15 protein-coding genes are annotated in these 15,850 nt (G+C 39.7%); all 15 read left to right on the forward strand.

The annotated features are described in order from the left end of the window. The first annotated feature begins 24 nt into the window (after nt 1-24). The 15 genes from LCL89_RS00845 to LCL89_RS00915 all read left to right on the forward strand — a co-directional run bounded on the left by LCL89_RS00845 (nt 25) and on the right by LCL89_RS00915 (nt 15,837). Nucleotides 25-1,752, forward strand: coding sequence for a sensor domain-containing diguanylate cyclase (locus tag LCL89_RS00845; RefSeq protein WP_224807188.1), 1,728 nt, complete (start codon nt 25-27; stop codon nt 1,750-1,752). Between the two features lie 113 nt (nt 1,753-1,865). Continuing rightward, on the forward strand, nt 1,866-2,282 hold the full coding sequence (locus tag LCL89_RS00850) for a type IV pilus modification PilV family protein (protein ID WP_224807189.1): 417 nt from the start codon (nt 1,866-1,868) through the stop codon (nt 2,280-2,282). Beyond that, on the forward strand, nt 2,279-2,773 hold the full coding sequence (locus LCL89_RS00855; protein ID WP_224807190.1) for a PulJ/GspJ family protein: 495 nt from the start codon (nt 2,279-2,281) through the stop codon (nt 2,771-2,773). Before LCL89_RS00850 ends, LCL89_RS00855 begins: the two co-directional genes overlap by 4 nt. Before the next feature lie 3 nt (nt 2,774-2,776). Continuing rightward, nucleotides 2,777-4,375, forward strand: coding sequence for a hypothetical protein (locus LCL89_RS00860; protein WP_224807191.1), 1,599 nt, complete (start codon nt 2,777-2,779; stop codon nt 4,373-4,375). 17 nt (nt 4,376-4,392) lie between these two features. Beyond that, nucleotides 4,393-5,958 carry a hypothetical protein gene (locus tag LCL89_RS00865; protein ID WP_224807192.1) on the forward strand — a complete coding sequence of 522 codons (1,566 nt, stop codon included), beginning with the start codon at nt 4,393-4,395 and terminating at the stop codon, nt 5,956-5,958. Between the two features lie 25 nt (nt 5,959-5,983). Then, complete coding sequence (locus LCL89_RS00870; RefSeq protein WP_197316601.1) at nt 5,984-6,724, forward strand: PRC-barrel domain-containing protein; 741 nt, start codon at nt 5,984-5,986, stop codon at nt 6,722-6,724. 29 nt (nt 6,725-6,753) lie between these two features. Next, a complete protein-coding gene (locus tag LCL89_RS00875; RefSeq protein ID WP_224807194.1) occupies nt 6,754-8,103 on the forward strand; it encodes a VanW family protein in 1,350 nt (449 codons plus the stop codon). A gap of 26 nt (nt 8,104-8,129) precedes the next feature. After that, nucleotides 8,130-9,755: a GspE/PulE family protein gene (locus tag LCL89_RS00880; protein ID WP_224807196.1), complete on the forward strand. Its 1,626-nt coding sequence runs from the start codon at nt 8,130-8,132 to the stop codon at nt 9,753-9,755. A 17-nt stretch (nt 9,756-9,772) separates the two neighbouring features. Continuing rightward, complete coding sequence (locus LCL89_RS00885) at nt 9,773-10,816, forward strand: type IV pilus twitching motility protein PilT (RefSeq protein WP_224807197.1); 1,044 nt, start codon at nt 9,773-9,775, stop codon at nt 10,814-10,816. 3 nt (nt 10,817-10,819) lie between these two features. Beyond that, nucleotides 10,820-12,028 carry a type II secretion system F family protein gene (locus LCL89_RS00890; RefSeq protein WP_224807198.1) on the forward strand — a complete coding sequence of 403 codons (1,209 nt, stop codon included), beginning with the start codon at nt 10,820-10,822 and terminating at the stop codon, nt 12,026-12,028. A 140-nt stretch (nt 12,029-12,168) separates the two neighbouring features. Continuing rightward, nucleotides 12,169-12,591: a prepilin-type N-terminal cleavage/methylation domain-containing protein gene (locus tag LCL89_RS16730; protein WP_263620627.1), complete on the forward strand. Its 423-nt coding sequence runs from the start codon at nt 12,169-12,171 to the stop codon at nt 12,589-12,591. A 72-nt stretch (nt 12,592-12,663) separates the two neighbouring features. Beyond that, the gene (locus tag LCL89_RS00900; protein ID WP_224807199.1) at nt 12,664-13,419 is read left to right on the forward strand and encodes a prepilin peptidase; all 756 of its coding nucleotides are present in this window, start codon (nt 12,664-12,666) and stop codon (nt 13,417-13,419) included. A gap of 15 nt (nt 13,420-13,434) precedes the next feature. Beyond that, nucleotides 13,435-14,400, forward strand: a complete 966-nt coding sequence (gene pilM, locus LCL89_RS00905) for a type IV pilus biogenesis protein PilM (RefSeq protein ID WP_224807200.1) — start codon at nt 13,435-13,437, stop codon at nt 14,398-14,400. 28 nt (nt 14,401-14,428) lie between these two features. Then, on the forward strand, nt 14,429-15,010 hold the full coding sequence (locus LCL89_RS00910) for a PilN domain-containing protein (RefSeq protein ID WP_224807201.1): 582 nt from the start codon (nt 14,429-14,431) through the stop codon (nt 15,008-15,010). Beyond that, nucleotides 15,007-15,837, forward strand: a complete 831-nt coding sequence (locus LCL89_RS00915; protein ID WP_224807202.1) for a hypothetical protein — start codon at nt 15,007-15,009, stop codon at nt 15,835-15,837. The genes LCL89_RS00910 and LCL89_RS00915 overlap by 4 nt, the downstream gene beginning before the upstream one ends. The last annotated feature ends 13 nt before the right edge of the window (nt 15,838-15,850 follow it).

A 15,850-nucleotide genomic window follows, 5' to 3' on the forward strand; every position in this document is an offset into this window, starting at 1 on the left:
GTCAGGAAGAGTGGGGTGTGAGCTATGACAAAGAGTAAACAGATTGTGGTTTGGAGCGCTTGGGTACTGTTATGGCCGACGTCATTATTTTTTCTATTCGATGCATTCGGTTCATCATTAGAAGGAAACATGCTTGGGGTTACAGCTTTCATAATACTTGCTGCAATTGTTGCCCTTTTCCCTTTGCAAATCGGTGACAATCCAGTCTTTTTCACTCATGGTATCGCACTCGCCGCTTTTTTATATTTTGGTTTATTTGCTGAAATACTGGTATCTCAAGCAGCGCTCATTATGCTCATGTTTAAACTTCGTGTGGATAAGAGCAGCCTCTATCGGGTCCCGATCAATTTTTTGATGTTTCTATTTTTATCGGTAGTTTCTGCAACGATTTATTATGCTTTAGGTGGAACCCACGGGCCCTCCGTGTTAAGTTCTGGTACATCTGCATTACCGATTATCGCCTATGCTTTGTCTCAAATTCTCCTGAACCAGTTCACAATCAAAGGAATTGCGAAATGGCTTTACGGAAAATCAATCAAGTGGGTGGACCGTGGTTTTATTTGGGATTTGTTAACTGGCTGTTTGGTACTTCCAATCGGTTTAGTCCTTTATATTGTTTACTCAATCGTCGGGGTCAGTGCAATCTTCTTTGTGGGCATTCCGTTCATTTTTATCTCAGGAATGTTGATGCTCTACCACAACAGCAATCAAATGAATACCTATTTAAAGAAGACCAGTAATATTGGTCATGAACTGACTGGTAAATTGGGAGTAAGAGAAGTTCTGGATCTTTTTGTTGAGAGGATCAGTGAATTACTTCCCTTGGATTATGTTTATATCTATGATGTCGTTTCGGAGGATCGTTTGAAATTAATCCGCTTTTTTGATAAGTCGAAGAAGCTTGCATTCCCGCATGTCCAGTTGATGAAAGGCGAATGTATGAGCGGTCATACATGGTGGGAAGGGAAGAGTTTTCATTTCCATAACAGGAAACAATGGGAGCATTTAAGAGGAATTTATACGCCTGCAGATGCAGAAAGCGTATTGTCGATCCCGATAGAGAGGAACAATGAGATTGTCGGTATCATTTCGATATACTCAAAAAAGAAGCGTGCTTTTATGCAGTTCCAATTTATCATCCTGAATATATTGAGCAGTTACTTAGGAGTAGCGATCGACAACGCGAGGCATTATGAACTGAAAAAATCAGAAAGTGAAAGGTGCCCGTTGACAAATTTATATAACTATCGCTTTTTAGAGGGTTATATGCACAAACTGTTTTCCAAATGGACTACCCAAAGCCCACCTATATCCCTGATCCTTCTGGATATTGATCACTTCAAACAAGTGAATGATACGTTTGGTCATGAAAGCGGAAATGAAATTCTCTGTCAATTTTCTGAACGGATACAGAAGTTCGTTGCGAATGAAGGGATTGTTGCACGATATGGAGGGGAAGAATTTGCTGTCCTTCTCCCGGATAAAAACTCAGATGAAGCGGTGAGTTTCGCTGAGAGTTTAAGGCAGAAGATTAAGAGTGAGCCTTTTCAAACCTATGAACACATCTTAAGTAGTAAACTTCCTCAGGCAGTTGATATTACAGCAAGTATTGGTGTAGCGACTTTCCCTGATGATTGCGATGAACCTATGGAACTCATCCGAAGTGCGGATCGTGCGATGTATGTCGGGGCAAAAAGGCGTGGGAGAAATAGAGTGGCAAGCTATAACAATTTAAAAAAATTCGTCCAATGATTTGTCATTGGGCGATTTTTTTCTACATTTTTCTGTTTTTTGAATCTTTCGGAACAAAGACCTAATTTTCTGTTATAATTTAAGTACTATTATTGTGAACGGAGGCCGGTCTAATGACTAAGTGGAAGGAAGAGGAAGGTTTTTCACTTGTAGAAGTTTTGGTGGCTATGGCACTCCTTACGATTACTTTCATCGTCTCCGTTCATCTGGTAATGAACACAGTCACACAAACGACAAAGATCAACAGAAGCTTTTCCAGTGTAGAGCTGGCAGACAGCATTTTAGATGCTTATCAAACCATGCCAAGCGATGAAGTGAAGCAGGGACTGAATCAGACAAAGTCCATTGATATCGCTTCCACACTCGGGTTGGATGCGGATGATCGCTTGACGAAGTATTCAGCTCAAGTAACGGTTACAGAACCTGCCACCATCGAGTTGAAAGAGCATTTGCTAAAAGTCGAAATAATTGTCGAGTCAGAGAACTTAAAAGACGAGCCTGTTGAATTAGAAGGATACGTGGAATTATGAAGGTCAATAATCAAAAGGGTATGAGTTTATTTGAAGTTTTGGCCGCTGTTTCCTTGTCGCTGATCATATTCATTGTCGCTTATCAAGGGTTTTACTTCATCACGAATTCTATAGATCACTCCTCTGCTATGACAGAAATCAGAAAAGAAGCGAACATCTTGATCATGGATTTAGATGATGCTTTAATCAATGTCGATTCAATTGAAGTTGCAGCAGGGCAGAGCTCCGACAGCTTCACAAAGTTTACTGGAGTGATTAAAAAGCTGGATGCATCGAATGACTTATCTTACATAAATGAACAAGTGGCGATAGAAATAAAAGACGGGGATTTACTCATTGATGGAACGAAAGTGAATGCAGATGATATGAAAGTGACAAATACTTATTTTTCCTTAGATTTATTTAAATTAAAAGTTACCCTTGAAATCGAGAAGCAGGATTCCGATGAAAAATATAAGTTAACTAAATTCTATAAATTGGGGAATGAGTAGCCGATGAATAGGTTTCTAAATAAAAACCAGGAAGGCTATGTTTTATTAACTGTACTCATTATGTTTGTCATTGTAAGTATTCTCGGCCTGAGTCTTATGAGTTATACCGTGGGCTCCGTACAGTTCTCAAATAAAAATAAAGAATTCATTCAAACAAAATCTGAGGCTGAAATGAAAGCGCAGGAAGTCAAAAGCTTCATAATTGATGGGGTGGACGAAGTGAATAAAAACATCGACTCCCTGGATATGAATGCTGTGATAAATCGAATTGAAAAGGTGCTGAGCGATGCAGAAGGTTTCGCAGGTGGGGCAGGTACCTTAGAAACCAAAACCATTAAAGATGGTTCAGATGGAGTTTTATTAAAGCAGGTCGATATTAAAATAGGGGCAGATGATTTGAACAGAGACCTTATAAAAACGATCATCATTACGACCATGGCTGATTATCTGTTCTATAATGCCTACACCCCAGGTAATTTTGTTCTGAATGGCTCCACATACTTCACCGGGGATATCCAGGTTGGAAAGGATATAAGTGTAGATGATCAAGCACATTTGACTGAAGAAAATAAATGGGTGGAGACGGCTTTTCCGGGAATTGATGGGAAATTGAATGTCCTAGGAGACTATTACCGTAAGGATAGAAACAGCAATGGTTTTAAATTTGATCCCACACTTGAAAACCTGGAAAAATACTTCAGTATTCCCCCGGATATTAGTAAACGCTCAAGTGGTGCAGACCCACTTGATATCGACGCTATCGTTATCAAACAAAAAAACGTAGCTGAAAAAGTAGGGAAAGGCTTCAATACTCATAAATCTGAATTTGCTCCTGAAGAAGATACGACCTTTGAAGGTGATTATAAATTCAACAAAAGTGTATCCATTGAGGAGGATGTGACGGTCCATGTAAAAGGGGATATGCTGGTCAAAGATGATTTGGAGCTGGAAGGAACTCTTATAGTAGATGGTACGCTTTATGTCCTTAAAAGTGGAACGCTGTCTGGTGAAATTCAAGTTGATGCAGACAGCTATGTATATATAGGGGGAACAGCAACTCTGGAAAATTTAACGGTCAATGGATACATGTATGTGTTGCAGGACCTGCAGATCAATGGACCGCTGCATACGAACGGAGCAATTTACGTGAAAAGTGGTGGTTCCATCAATGTATATGAGAATGACAATGGGAAAGTGATCGTCTATAGTCAAGGACCATTAACGATTGGGAATGATGGGGATGCCGAGGAAGAAGATGAAGAGGAAGATAAAACTTATTCAATCAAAGGATATTTTTATTCCAACCAAGAGTTAATTCTTGATGGCGTTGTCTCAAAATGGGTCATCCATGGTGGCGTATATGGTAAAAACATAACGATGAATGCTGTTAAGGGAAAAACTACAAATGAGAAAGCGGATGATGTTAGTCAGCAAAAAGTAGGGGATTATTACATTGAGACTCCCCAAAGTGCTCTTACCATGGATCAGTCCCGCTTGAAAATTCTCTATGATGAAGACCTTATTCTGAATCCCCCTAAAGGGCTGCCTGAATTTGATGAAATAACAGTCCGAGAGATGGACTCACATTTTTATGATCGATAATGAAAGGAGGAAATTGAATGATTGAACTAATATCGTGGTTGGCCGCTATATCATTTGGTTATCTCATTATAAAATATGTACCTATGAATCTTACTTCTAAGGGGAAAAACATATTGTTCGCCATAGGAGCGATCATAAGTTCACTTGGAATTCTAGCAACAATTTCTTACACATTATGGACGGGGTTGTTGTCCGTCCTCATCATCGGTTTGCTCATATCCTATATGTCTCAAAACAGATTAGAAGGAATATTTGAGCACGACTCCGATAACTCTTCAATGAACGTCAATCATGATTCCGCAATCGCCATGGATTTTTCAGGGTATTCGATGGATAACATGACTACCGTTCCTGATGAGGATTTTGAGCAAGAGTACGACTCCGATACAGATGAAGCTGCAGGTGACTACTTCTTCTCAGAAGATGATGGATTAGAAGAAAATCAAAAAGAAGTAGATAGTGGTTATTCTACAGATGTAGACGATCATCCCCTTAAGAAAGAGGAAGAAACTCCTTACTTAGAATCAGAAGAAGAATTGGTGGAAGGTCGTTTCGATGAAGCAAATGGCATGAACCTGATCGAGGGTGAAGAAGAAAATGATGAATTGAATCCGGTAGAGGATACTAAGGAAACCCTTTTTGACTTAGAAAGAGAAATAGATGAAGAATTGGAAGCTGATGATACGCTTCATCCGTCTTCAACCCTTGAAGAAGATACGGAAAACTGGTTCATGGAAGAAAACGCATCATCTTCTTATCAAGAAGGTGACTTACTGGATAATCTTCAAGAAATCGATGGATTGACAGAGGAAGAACTCTTCTCAAACCGCAATATTGAAGATTTAGAGGACATGGACGAAGAACTTGAGGAGAATGAATTATCTTTGGTCAATGAGGAACTCCAAGAACTGCATAATGAATCTACAGTAGAAGATGTTCATGATAGAAACCCTTCTATACTTGAAGAAGAGGATGAAGATGATTGGGGCTCTGAAATTGAAGAAGAGAAAGTTGAAGAAGAAACAAATGAGGACGAGGTGAATGTTTCAGAACCGCTTGCTGTTGAAGAAGAGACTCCTCTCGTTGAAGACGAAGAATCTATATCTTATGGATTTTCAAATGAGGACCAGTCAACTTTAGATATCCACTCTCTGCAGGAGGAGAAGGATGGTTTGAACGAAAATAGTGAAGAAGCAAGTGAAAATGGTTTTGCAGCTTCTGAAGTAAATGAGGTGGATGACAATTATTTGTCTGAAGCACATGAAAAGCATGAAACGATTGCGGACGAGGCATTACGCAAGCAATTATTGGATTTAATGGTTGAAAAAATTATTTTCATGAAGAATGAAATGTCAACAAAAGACTATGAAGTATATATCAAAGAACATCTGACAGAAAACCTTCCTGATTTGGAATATTATACAATTTCAAAATATTTGATGAACCATTATATTCAGGAAGGCCAATTTGATGTCTTAGATATATTCACAAGACAGTTAATGGATAAGATGGCTGGTTATCCTTTATTGGTTGAAGAGCTGAAAGGATATACTTCCCACTTTTTACAACAGAGTAGACAATAAATACACAATAGGTTTGGTGATATAAATGAAGAAAAGTATTGAAATGTTAGGATTTCCGATTATCAGTATCTCGTCTGGGGAAGAAATCGGTAAAGTGAAATCAATTGTAATCAACCCGGAGAAAGGTTCTGTCGACTTCCTTACAGTTGAGCATGAAGATTGGCAGGTGAGTGTAAAAGCAATCCCTTTCAAGAAAATCATTGGTATAGGGAAATATGCGATTACCGTCGAAAACACCCATTCTATTTTGGATCTGAACGAAATTCCGATCGCCAACCAGTTAATCAATAAGAAGATCAACGTAAATGGCGCGCGCGTAATGACGAGAGTGGGAGAATTAGTCGGAGAAGTGAAAGAGTATCATGTGAATGAAAAGAATGGTCAAATTGTCACAATTGACATCCGTACAATGGAAGAAACTGATGATTCTATTTCTTCAGATTATATTATCACTTACGGCGAAAACCTTCTCATATTGGATGAAGAATTCCAAAAAGAAGAACAAGAGGATGCGCAGCCTGTTGAAAACATGCAAAAAGAAACCCAGGATCTTCAAGCAAAACCTGAAAGTCAGAAATCCACTTTAGAAGATATAGATAGAAAGCAGGATGACTTGCTTAAAGGTAGAGAATTGACAAAAAACATCGTCAATTCAAGAGGGGATATTGTAGCAGAAAAAGGCGCAATCTTGACTGAGCAGAAAATCAGTGAACTAAAACAGCAAGGTCCAGGTGTCATGGTTGAATTGAGTATGAATGTAAAGTAATGGACTGGCTGTAAAGGAAGTGCATAGTCATGAGTCAATCATTGAATATTCGGTTAGTTTCTTTAGTCCTATTGGTAGGATTATCCATGTTTTTGTTTTCGCAAGCAAGCTCAGCTGCTATCCATTTGGTTGTCCAAGATGAAAATGTTCTTCCTAGTCATACCGTCTTAGCATCCGTAGATGTTTCGAATCTCACAAAAGAAGAAGCTGTTGAATTACTGGAGGCGAAGACATCTTCATGGAAGGAAAATAATCCGGTAGTCCTCTTGTTTGAAGAAGAATCTTTGATATTAGATAAAAGTTTCATTCAATTTGATGTCGAGGGATCCATCCAGCGTATCCTTGAAGGAGAAGAAGCTGAAATGGAAGTCACCGTTGATCAATCCTACTTCAAAGACATCAATAATGAGCTTGAAAGTGAAATAGCATCTGAATTTCTGTTTGATCAGTTTGCAAGTGCTGTCACTGAAGATGCGAAGCCGTTACCTGAGCAAGCTCTGGAATATAACGGGTATCACTTTGTGGACCAGAGTTCAGAAGCGCTGAATAAGGCTGTTAGCGAGTATAACATTGACATACCGACGGACACCGATGTCTCGAGGGTGGTACAAATCGTCAACGGAGTGACATTGGATCCAGAATCAACGTTGTCCTATAATAGTTTATTCATTCCAGAAAGTGTATACGATGAAACTTCGTTGAACGTCGTTTCCTCTGCGTTATATGCTGCAGCTTTAAAGGCTGGGTTCATTGCACAAGAGAGGCATATCAGCCATCGTCCTCCTTCATACGTAGAGTTGGGGTTAGAAGCTCAGGTGGATTTGGAGCAGGGACATGACCTGAAGTTATTCAACCCTTTTATCAGCACCTATACCATTTCACTGGAAGTGAGCGGGCAGACTCTTACTGCGAAAATCGTAGGATTACCTACAATATCTGACTTCAATGTGAATATAAGTGACGTAGAAGATATATCACCAAATACGATTATCCATTACTCTTCTTTTGTAACACCTGGTTCTTATAATTTGGTGCAGCAGGGGAAAAAAGGCAGAGTCGTTACTGTGACACGTATGGACGAAAGACTTGAGGATTCTTTCAGCGAGTTTGTCTCAGAAGACTATTATCCTCCAATTAATAGAATAGAAGAGCATTATGATAATCCTGATGGCTCGTCAAACGGTTCAGATTCTGAAAATCTTGTAGATGATGGACAGAATTCGGATAGCAGTGGCACTCAACAAGAAGATGAAGATGGTTCCGGTGGCTCTGATTCCGAGCAGGATCAGGAAGATAGTCCGGAAGACGACGAAAGTTCCGACACTAAGGATGATAAAGGTGATGTGTGGGAACGTGATCCCGATCAAGATAAGAAGTAACTGCAGTTGAAGAGGGTGGTCCGAACGTGAATAAACGAAAACGACTGGGTGATTTATTAAAAGATGCAGGATTGATTACTGAAGAACAAGTGGCAGAGGCTTTAGCAAGTAAAAAAGGAGACCAGAAACTCGGAGACACGCTTGTTGAAAAAGGGTATTTAACAGAGAAACAACTGATAGAGGCTTTGGAATTCCAACTTGGGATTCCTCACGTCTCTCTTTTTCATTATCCTATTGATTCCAATGTCATCAGTATTGTTTCAAAAGAATTTGCCCTAAGGAACTTCCTCATTCCTATAGAACGAAAAGGGGACGAATTGACAGTGGCTATGAATAACCCGATGGATTATTTTGCAATTGACGATTTGCGTATATCCACAGGGTTCAAGATCTCACCAGTCATAGCGACGAGGAATGAAATCCTTCAAGCCGTTAACCGCCATTACAATTTGACGGACAGTGACATAGAAGATGAACAAGAGCAGGATCCGGAGGAAGCACCCGCTATTAAACTAGTTGACCAACTTTTAGAAGCGGGAGTCCAATTGAAAGCAAGTGATATACATATTGACCCTCAAGAGAAAAAAGTATTGGTTCGTTATCGAATAGATGGTGTGCTTAGAACAGAGAGGACACTGCCGAAAAATTTACAAAACAGTTTAATTGCACGTGTGAAAATTTTAGCCAACTTGAATATTACGGAATCCAGATTACCGCAGGACGGCCGAATCAAAATGAATATAAACAAGTCTCCGGTAGATTTAAGGATTTCCATTCTCCCTACAGTTTACGGAGAAAAAGTGGTTATTCGGATCTTGGATCTCTCCAATGCCATGAGTACGATGGAGGATCTGGGCTTCAACAAAATCAATTCTCAAAAATATAAAAACTTGATCGACCAGCCTTCAGGTTTAGTGTTAATTACCGGCCCGACAGGCTCAGGAAAGTCATCAACCCTTTACGCATCTTTGAATCGCCTTAATACAGACGATGTCAATATTATAACTGTTGAAGACCCTGTTGAGTATCAAATCCAGGGATTGAACCAGGTGCAAGTCAACTCTGCTATCGGATTGACTTTCGCCAATGGTTTGAGATCCATCCTCCGCCAAGATCCGAACATCGTAATGGTGGGAGAGATCCGGGATTCTGAAACGGCGGAAATAGCCGTCCGTGCTTCTCTGACCGGCCATTTGGTTTTAAGTACGATTCATACAAACAGTGCGATTGCAACGATTCCGCGGTTGTTTGATATGGATATTGAACCTTATTTGGTCGTATCTTCCTTGACTGGAGTCGTATCGCAGCGGTTGGTACGTAAAATCTGCCGTGATTGTAAAAAAGCACATGACCCCACTCCAATGGAAAGAAGAGTTTTTGAACGAAGAGGCATAAAAACGGATGTCATTTATAAGGGACAAGGCTGTGACAGCTGCCAAAATACGGGCTATCGAGGAAGGATGGCTATTCAAGAAGTGTTAGTCATCGATGATGAAATCCGTAATCTAATGATGAATAACGGAACGATGGATCAAGTGAGAAGGTATTGTTTGAAAGAAGGGATGCTGTTTCTGATGGATGACGGCTTGCTGAAAGCAAAAAAAGGCCTTACAACTTTGGAGGAAGTCTTAAGAGTTGCAAAAGTTGAATAAGAAAGAGGGGTCCTTAGATGAAAAAAGAGCAGTTTGATAAATTATTGACAATTGCTACAGAATATAAGGCTTCTGATATCCATTTGACAGTCGGCGTTCCGCCGGTGTTCAGAATTCACGGGGAACTGAAAAAATACGGAAAACAGTCATTAAAACCTGAAGATACGTTTGGTATGACAAGAGATATATTATCTGATGAACTGTTCGATAAGCTTCAAGAATCGAGAGAAATCGATATGTCCTATGGAATACCGGGGGTTTCAAGGTTCCGTATCAATATTTATCATCAGAGAAATACCGTTTCTATAGCGATCAGGATCGTGCCCGGACATATTCCTTCTATTGAAGAGTTGAAAATGCCTCCAGTATTGAAGAAAATCAGTACGTTTGCACAAGGGTTGGTTTTAGTAACCGGGCCCACCGGGTCAGGCAAATCAACAACTCTTGCTTCAATCATCAACTATATGAATCAGACCGCAAGGAAACACATCATTACATTGGAAGATCCGATAGAATATATTCATAATCATAACAATTGTATCATTGACCAGCGAGAGGTCGGTTTTGATACCCAGAACTTTGCCAACGGTTTAAGGGCATGTCTAAGGCAGGATCCTGATGTCATACTGGTGGGTGAACTGCGTGACTTTGAAACTATAGCCACAGCACTCACTGCTGCTGAAACCGGACACTTAGTATTCGGGACTTTACATACGACCAATGCCCCCGATACGATCGATAGGATCATTGATGTTTTCCCGCCTAATCAACAAGGGCAAATTAGAATCCAGCTGGCAAACGTGTTGCAGGCGATCATATCTCAGCGTTTATTTCAGCAGGTGGATAAGAAAGGGCGAAGGGCAGCGACTGAAATATTATTGAATACGCCGGCTGTCAAAAACCTGATCCGAAACGAAAAAATCCATCAGATCACGAATATTATGCAGACATCAAAAGCCAACCATATGCAGACGTTGGAAATGTCTATTCAAGACCTTCTGGCTGAAAAAGCAATCGATAAACGAGCGGCTGCGCCATACATTCCGGAAGGAGGCGCATAAGAAATGCCCTATTACGTTTATGAAGGCAGGAATATGGTTGGAAAGCTTCAAAAAGGAAGATTGAAGGCTTCTTCTAAAAAAGACGCCGTTTCCACATTGAAAGAAAAAGGAATCAAGATCTCTGAAATCAAAGAGTTGGACAGTATCTTTCTAAAAGATGTTCAATTCGGTAATCCGGTCAAGCCGAAAGATATGGTCATTTATTTGAGGCAATTCGCAACATTGATCAAAGCGGGGATCTCGTTGGTTCAGTCCACGAAGATTCTTGCAGCACAATCCAATAGTAAATCTTTAAGTTCGACTTTATATGAAATCGGTGAACAATTGGAAAGCGGACGCCCTTTCTCAGAAGCAGCTGCCATGCATCCGAAAGTTTTCAGTAACCTTTTCATCAATATGATGAAAGCTGGAGAAGTCGGAGGTAACTTGGATGAGATTCTCGAGCGTTTGGCCGTCTATTACGAAAAACAGTACGATACAAGACAAAAAATCATTTCAGCGTTAACCTACCCTGCTATTGTCGGCGGAATTGCTATCTTAATCGTATTCTTTCTTTTATCATTCGTCGTCCCTCGTTTTGCCAGCATGTTTGCAAATTTAGGGGCGGATCTGCCACTCATCACTGTCATGACATTGGCTTTAAGTGATTTCTTCCAGAATTTCTGGTATGTGGCATTGATCGTACCCATCATTCTAGTGGTCATTTATAAAGGTTTAGCGCTTAAAAATGATAACTTCCAATATTGGGTAGATAAAATGAAGCTGAAAATCCCTATTTTCGGCCCATTATTGCAAAAAGCGGCTTTAGTAAGGATGACGAGTACGCTGAGTTCATTGATATCAAGTTCAGTTCCCATCCTTCAATCACTTCAAGTAACTCAAAAAGTTGTTGAGAATCGAGTGGTCGAAGATGCAATAGCGAAGAGTTATAAATCTCTTGAAAAGGGCGATCAATTATCGAAGCCGTTGCGGGAATTCCCTATCTTTCCTCCTCTTGTCATACAAATGATGGCGATTGGAGAAGAAACAGGGTCGTTGGATTATATGCTGGCAAAAGTATCAGAGTTTTATGATTCAGAGCTGGAGTATACGACTGACCGTTTGAAGACTTTGATTGAGCCGATTATGATTTTATTTTTAGCATTCATTGTCGGTGGAATCGTTGCTGCAATCGCTATACCAATGTTCTCTATTTTTGATCAAATCAATTAAATATTTATAAAAATTTAGTTGAAATTTACTAGTTATCTGTCGATAAAAAGATTATAATGAACACTAAGAGATAGAATTCTTTGAATTTGGAATTTGAAGAAAATATTTCAAGTTCACAATCTATTAAAGGAGTGGAAGAAATGGGGAAGATCAAGAGTTTATTGAGGAATGAGAAAGGTTTTACTTTAATTGAACTTCTAGCTGTAATCGTTATTCTTGGAATAATTGCTGCAATTGCTGTTCCTGCTATTGGTGGTATTATTGGAAATACGAAAGAAGACGCTCATAAACAAAATGGACTTTCATTGATTGAATCAGCTAGGTTGGCTCAGGCTAATGATTTAGCTACCGGAGCTGTTGGAGACGGTGATACAGGATATACAATGACAATCCTAGTAGACAATGGATATCTTGAAGAGGTTCCACAGGATCCTGAAGGTGACGGTGAGTACACGAGTGGGTACGTAGCTATTGATGGTTCAACTTATACTGTACAGTTAGTAGACAGTGACGGTACAGATGTGTGGGATGCTCCTCAATCTAAATCTGACTTGACTGAATAAATCTATATGAATGTCATAAATTGAAGGTTCTGACGATCAGAATCTTCAATTTATGCTCTTAGGGAGATTTTAATGGAAATTATTATACTTACATACATCTTTTTGATTGGTTTGATTATGGGCTCGTTTTACAACGTCGTTGGCCTTCGCCTCCCTAAAAACATCTCATTTACATCCTCACGCTCTCAATGCCCCAACTGTTCCACCCCGTTGAATGCAAGAGACTTGATTCCTCTTTTCTCCTATCTATTGTCAAAAGGGAAATGTCGTCACTGTCAAACGACCATTTCGATTTCCTATCCACTTGTCGAACTTTTGACAGGTGGATTATTTCTTTTTTCGTATTGGATGTATGGGTGGACGCCTGCTTTCCTTGGGGCTTGTTTATTATCCTCACTGGCAGTGATGGTTACTGTAAGTGATTTGAATTATATGTTGATTCCTAATAAATTACTGATTTTCTTTGCAATCATTTTTATCATTTACAGGTCCATCATTCCTTTGGACCCTTGGTATGCGTCAGTCATTGGTGCACTGGCTGCTTATGCTCTTGTTGCCTGCATCATAATTGTTAGCAAAGGGGGAATGGGAGCTGGGGATATGAAGCTGTTAGCTGTGCTGGGTATATTATTGGGCACGAAACATATATTTCTCACATTCTTTTTCGCCACCCTGCTTGGGACTGTCATCAGTTTACTCTTGATTATGATGAAGGTCATCGGCAGGAAGGACCCATTCCCGTTCGGGCCATCGATAATGAAAGCAGCGTTATTGGTCTATTTTTACGGGGAGGAAATCATAAGGTATTACTTACAATCATTCTACTGATAAGGGTGAATCGCAATGTTCAAATTAGGCAAATCGAAAGGCCGGTTGAATTTCACAATAAAAAACCATTTAATCCGTTATGTATATAGTTCTACGAATCATTTGGAGGATATTGAAGATGCAGGAGAAATCCCCCTTCCTTCTCACATTATGGAAGACGGAAAAGTGGTCGATGCAGTAGAGTTCGCACAAATTATAGAACATCACGTAGAAGTCCAGGATTGGAAAAATGCTGATTTATATTTCAATGTTCCGGATCATTCTGTTGTGATCAGGCCTTTTCAAATCCCAAGTTCTTTAGCTGAAGGTGAAATCAAAGGATATTTGTATATGCAGATAGGCGAAACGCTCCATCTGCCTTATGAGAACCCTGCTTTTGACTACAGTATTATGAGCCGGGAAGAAGAACACACGAATCTCCTTCTATTCTCTTACCCCGATGATCAAATACGGATGCTCGAACGGGTTTTCAAAGAAGCTAAATTAAAACCAAAAGCTGTGGATATCAGCGCATTATCCATTTACCGCCTTTATGAAGCGTTAGATTATGCGGATCGTGAAGAACATCTTTTACTTGTGGATTGGAATTTAGATGGATGTGTGTTGACGGTGTTTTACCAGGCTCAGCCAGTGTTCATCAATCATACAAAGAGTCCTCTTCCCTTGAACTTATGGAAACAGGAGGGAGAAAACAGCACCTGGAAAGGAGATACTGCTGACCCGCTTGATTTTACCATGGATCAAATGACTGAAATTGACCGTATTATGGATTTTTACAGATTTTCAGTGATGAATGGAAAAGAAAGTGTGACAAAGGTTTTGTTGACGGGGGACTGGCCTTTGAAGCAGACAGTAAAAGAGGAATATGAAAACCGCTCTCTTCCTGTTCAAATCTTTCAAGACGATGACTTGAGACTGGAAGAGGGTAGATCGATGAATTCGGAATATGTAGACACTGTAGGTCTTGCTCTGAAATCATAGTATTTCGTTAATTTAGGGGGGTGAAGGCATGACCGTGGAAATCAATTTATTAGAACAAAGAGAGAAAAGGAATGTTCTACCACTGCTCATTTTAGCTATGACCGGTCTTATCATTATTATTTCTTTGATTACAATCAGTCTGCAAAAAAACTCTTTAGAAACTAAAGTGGTTGAATTAGAATCTGAAATCGAATCGCTTCAAATTCAACAAGCGACGATTCAACAGTCTTCAGAAGGAAATGATGCCTCCAGCCGTGAAAAATTGCAGGCTTCATTGAATGATTTGGAGGATACGATCATCCCTTCCCTCCCTATTGTAGAGAGACTGGTAAGTTTACTACCTGAACGTGGTTTTTTCGAGTCTTTCGTTTTGACTGGATCTGAAGAAGTGAGTATTGATGTCCGGTTTGACACGATGCAGGAGGTAGCAAAATATACGAAGGCTCTGCAACAACAGGATTTCATCACTAAAGTTGAATTAAATAATGTTAGTACAAATACGGTTGATACGACTGAAGATATCTATGATTATAGACCTCGGTACATAGCGGACTACTTCTTAATACTAGATAAGGCTGTTCTTCTTAATGAAGGAGGGCAGACGCAATGAAATTCGAAGTGAATAAACTTAGTATCATGATGTTCATCGGAGCTGTCCTGTTCAGTGTCTTGTTTATCATCTTAGGAAACAGATTTTTCATTGATCCCCTGGAAGATGAAGTGAAAGGCTACCAAAAAACATTGCAAGCTGAAAGGAAGATTCTTTCTGCCATTCAGGAAAGCCAGAAAGAAGAGCTGAGGAAGCAGTTAATAACATCAAGAACCATCCAACAGCAGTTACCGGTTATTCCACTGCTGGATCAATTATTGATCGGTTTCGACCGAGCTGAAAATTCCACGACAAGCCTCATCCAAAATATCGGAATTTCGGATCGCGAAGCTCTCGTTGCTTTAGGAGAAGAAGAAACAAATCCTGAAGATGGAGAAAATGTCGAAGGTGAAAATGAAGAAGCGGTAGAGTTGGAAATTATCGAGGGGTTACATCAATTGGATTTCTCTATTCAAGTCACCTCCAAAAATTATAAAGAAATGATTTCTTTTCTAGAGGAAATCAAATCTCTTCCGAGGGTTTCTCAAATTGAATCCATTCAATTCGACGCTCCTGATAATGAGAACGAATTAGGGTATACGTTATTATTGAGCACGTATTATCTTCCTGTTTATTCTCACTTAGCTAATGAGGCTCCGCAGTATCACTACGGGGGAAGTTATGAAAAAGTAAATCCTTTTTCTATAGAACAATTAAATGATGAATCTTTCGAAGCGGTTGGGGATAGTGACACCCAAGTGAACGATACAGATGAAAACTTGGAGGAAGACTCGACAGAAGAAAGCGAAAGTAGTGAAGAAACTGAAGAGAATAATGAAAATGAATAGCAAATGTGAGCTT

It is taken from the genome of Halobacillus yeomjeoni (assembly GCF_020171525.1).
Lineage (GTDB): Bacteria > Bacillota > Bacilli > Bacillales > Halobacillaceae > Halobacillus > Halobacillus yeomjeoni.

Excerpts from the sequence above, each read along its gene's own strand:
- LCL89_RS00855 (WP_224807190.1), top strand. The coding sequence starts at position 2,279 with ATGAAGGTCAATAATCAAAAGGGTATGAGTTTATTTGAAGTTTTGGCC.
- LCL89_RS00850 (WP_224807189.1), top strand. The coding sequence starts at position 1,866 with ATGACTAAGTGGAAGGAAGAGGAAGGTTTTTCACTTGTAGAAGTTTTG.
- LCL89_RS00885 (WP_224807197.1), top strand. The coding sequence starts at position 9,773 with ATGAAAAAAGAGCAGTTTGATAAATTATTGACAATTGCTACAGAATAT.
- LCL89_RS00860 (WP_224807191.1), top strand. The coding sequence starts at position 2,777 with ATGAATAGGTTTCTAAATAAAAACCAGGAAGGCTATGTTTTATTAACT.
- LCL89_RS16730 (WP_263620627.1), top strand. The coding sequence starts at position 12,169 with ATGGGGAAGATCAAGAGTTTATTGAGGAATGAGAAAGGTTTTACTTTA.
- LCL89_RS00870 (WP_197316601.1), top strand. The coding sequence starts at position 5,984 with ATGAAGAAAAGTATTGAAATGTTAGGATTTCCGATTATCAGTATCTCG.
- LCL89_RS00875 (WP_224807194.1), top strand. The coding sequence starts at position 6,754 with ATGAGTCAATCATTGAATATTCGGTTAGTTTCTTTAGTCCTATTGGTA.
- LCL89_RS00900 (WP_224807199.1), top strand. The coding sequence starts at position 12,664 with ATGGAAATTATTATACTTACATACATCTTTTTGATTGGTTTGATTATG.
- LCL89_RS00910 (WP_224807201.1), top strand. The coding sequence starts at position 14,429 with ATGACCGTGGAAATCAATTTATTAGAACAAAGAGAGAAAAGGAATGTT.
- LCL89_RS00865 (WP_224807192.1), top strand. The coding sequence starts at position 4,393 with ATGATTGAACTAATATCGTGGTTGGCCGCTATATCATTTGGTTATCTC.
- pilM (WP_224807200.1), top strand. The coding sequence starts at position 13,435 with ATGTTCAAATTAGGCAAATCGAAAGGCCGGTTGAATTTCACAATAAAA.
- LCL89_RS00915 (WP_224807202.1), top strand. The coding sequence starts at position 15,007 with ATGAAATTCGAAGTGAATAAACTTAGTATCATGATGTTCATCGGAGCT.
- LCL89_RS00890 (WP_224807198.1), top strand. The coding sequence starts at position 10,820 with ATGCCCTATTACGTTTATGAAGGCAGGAATATGGTTGGAAAGCTTCAA.
- LCL89_RS00845 (WP_224807188.1), top strand. The coding sequence starts at position 25 with ATGACAAAGAGTAAACAGATTGTGGTTTGGAGCGCTTGGGTACTGTTA.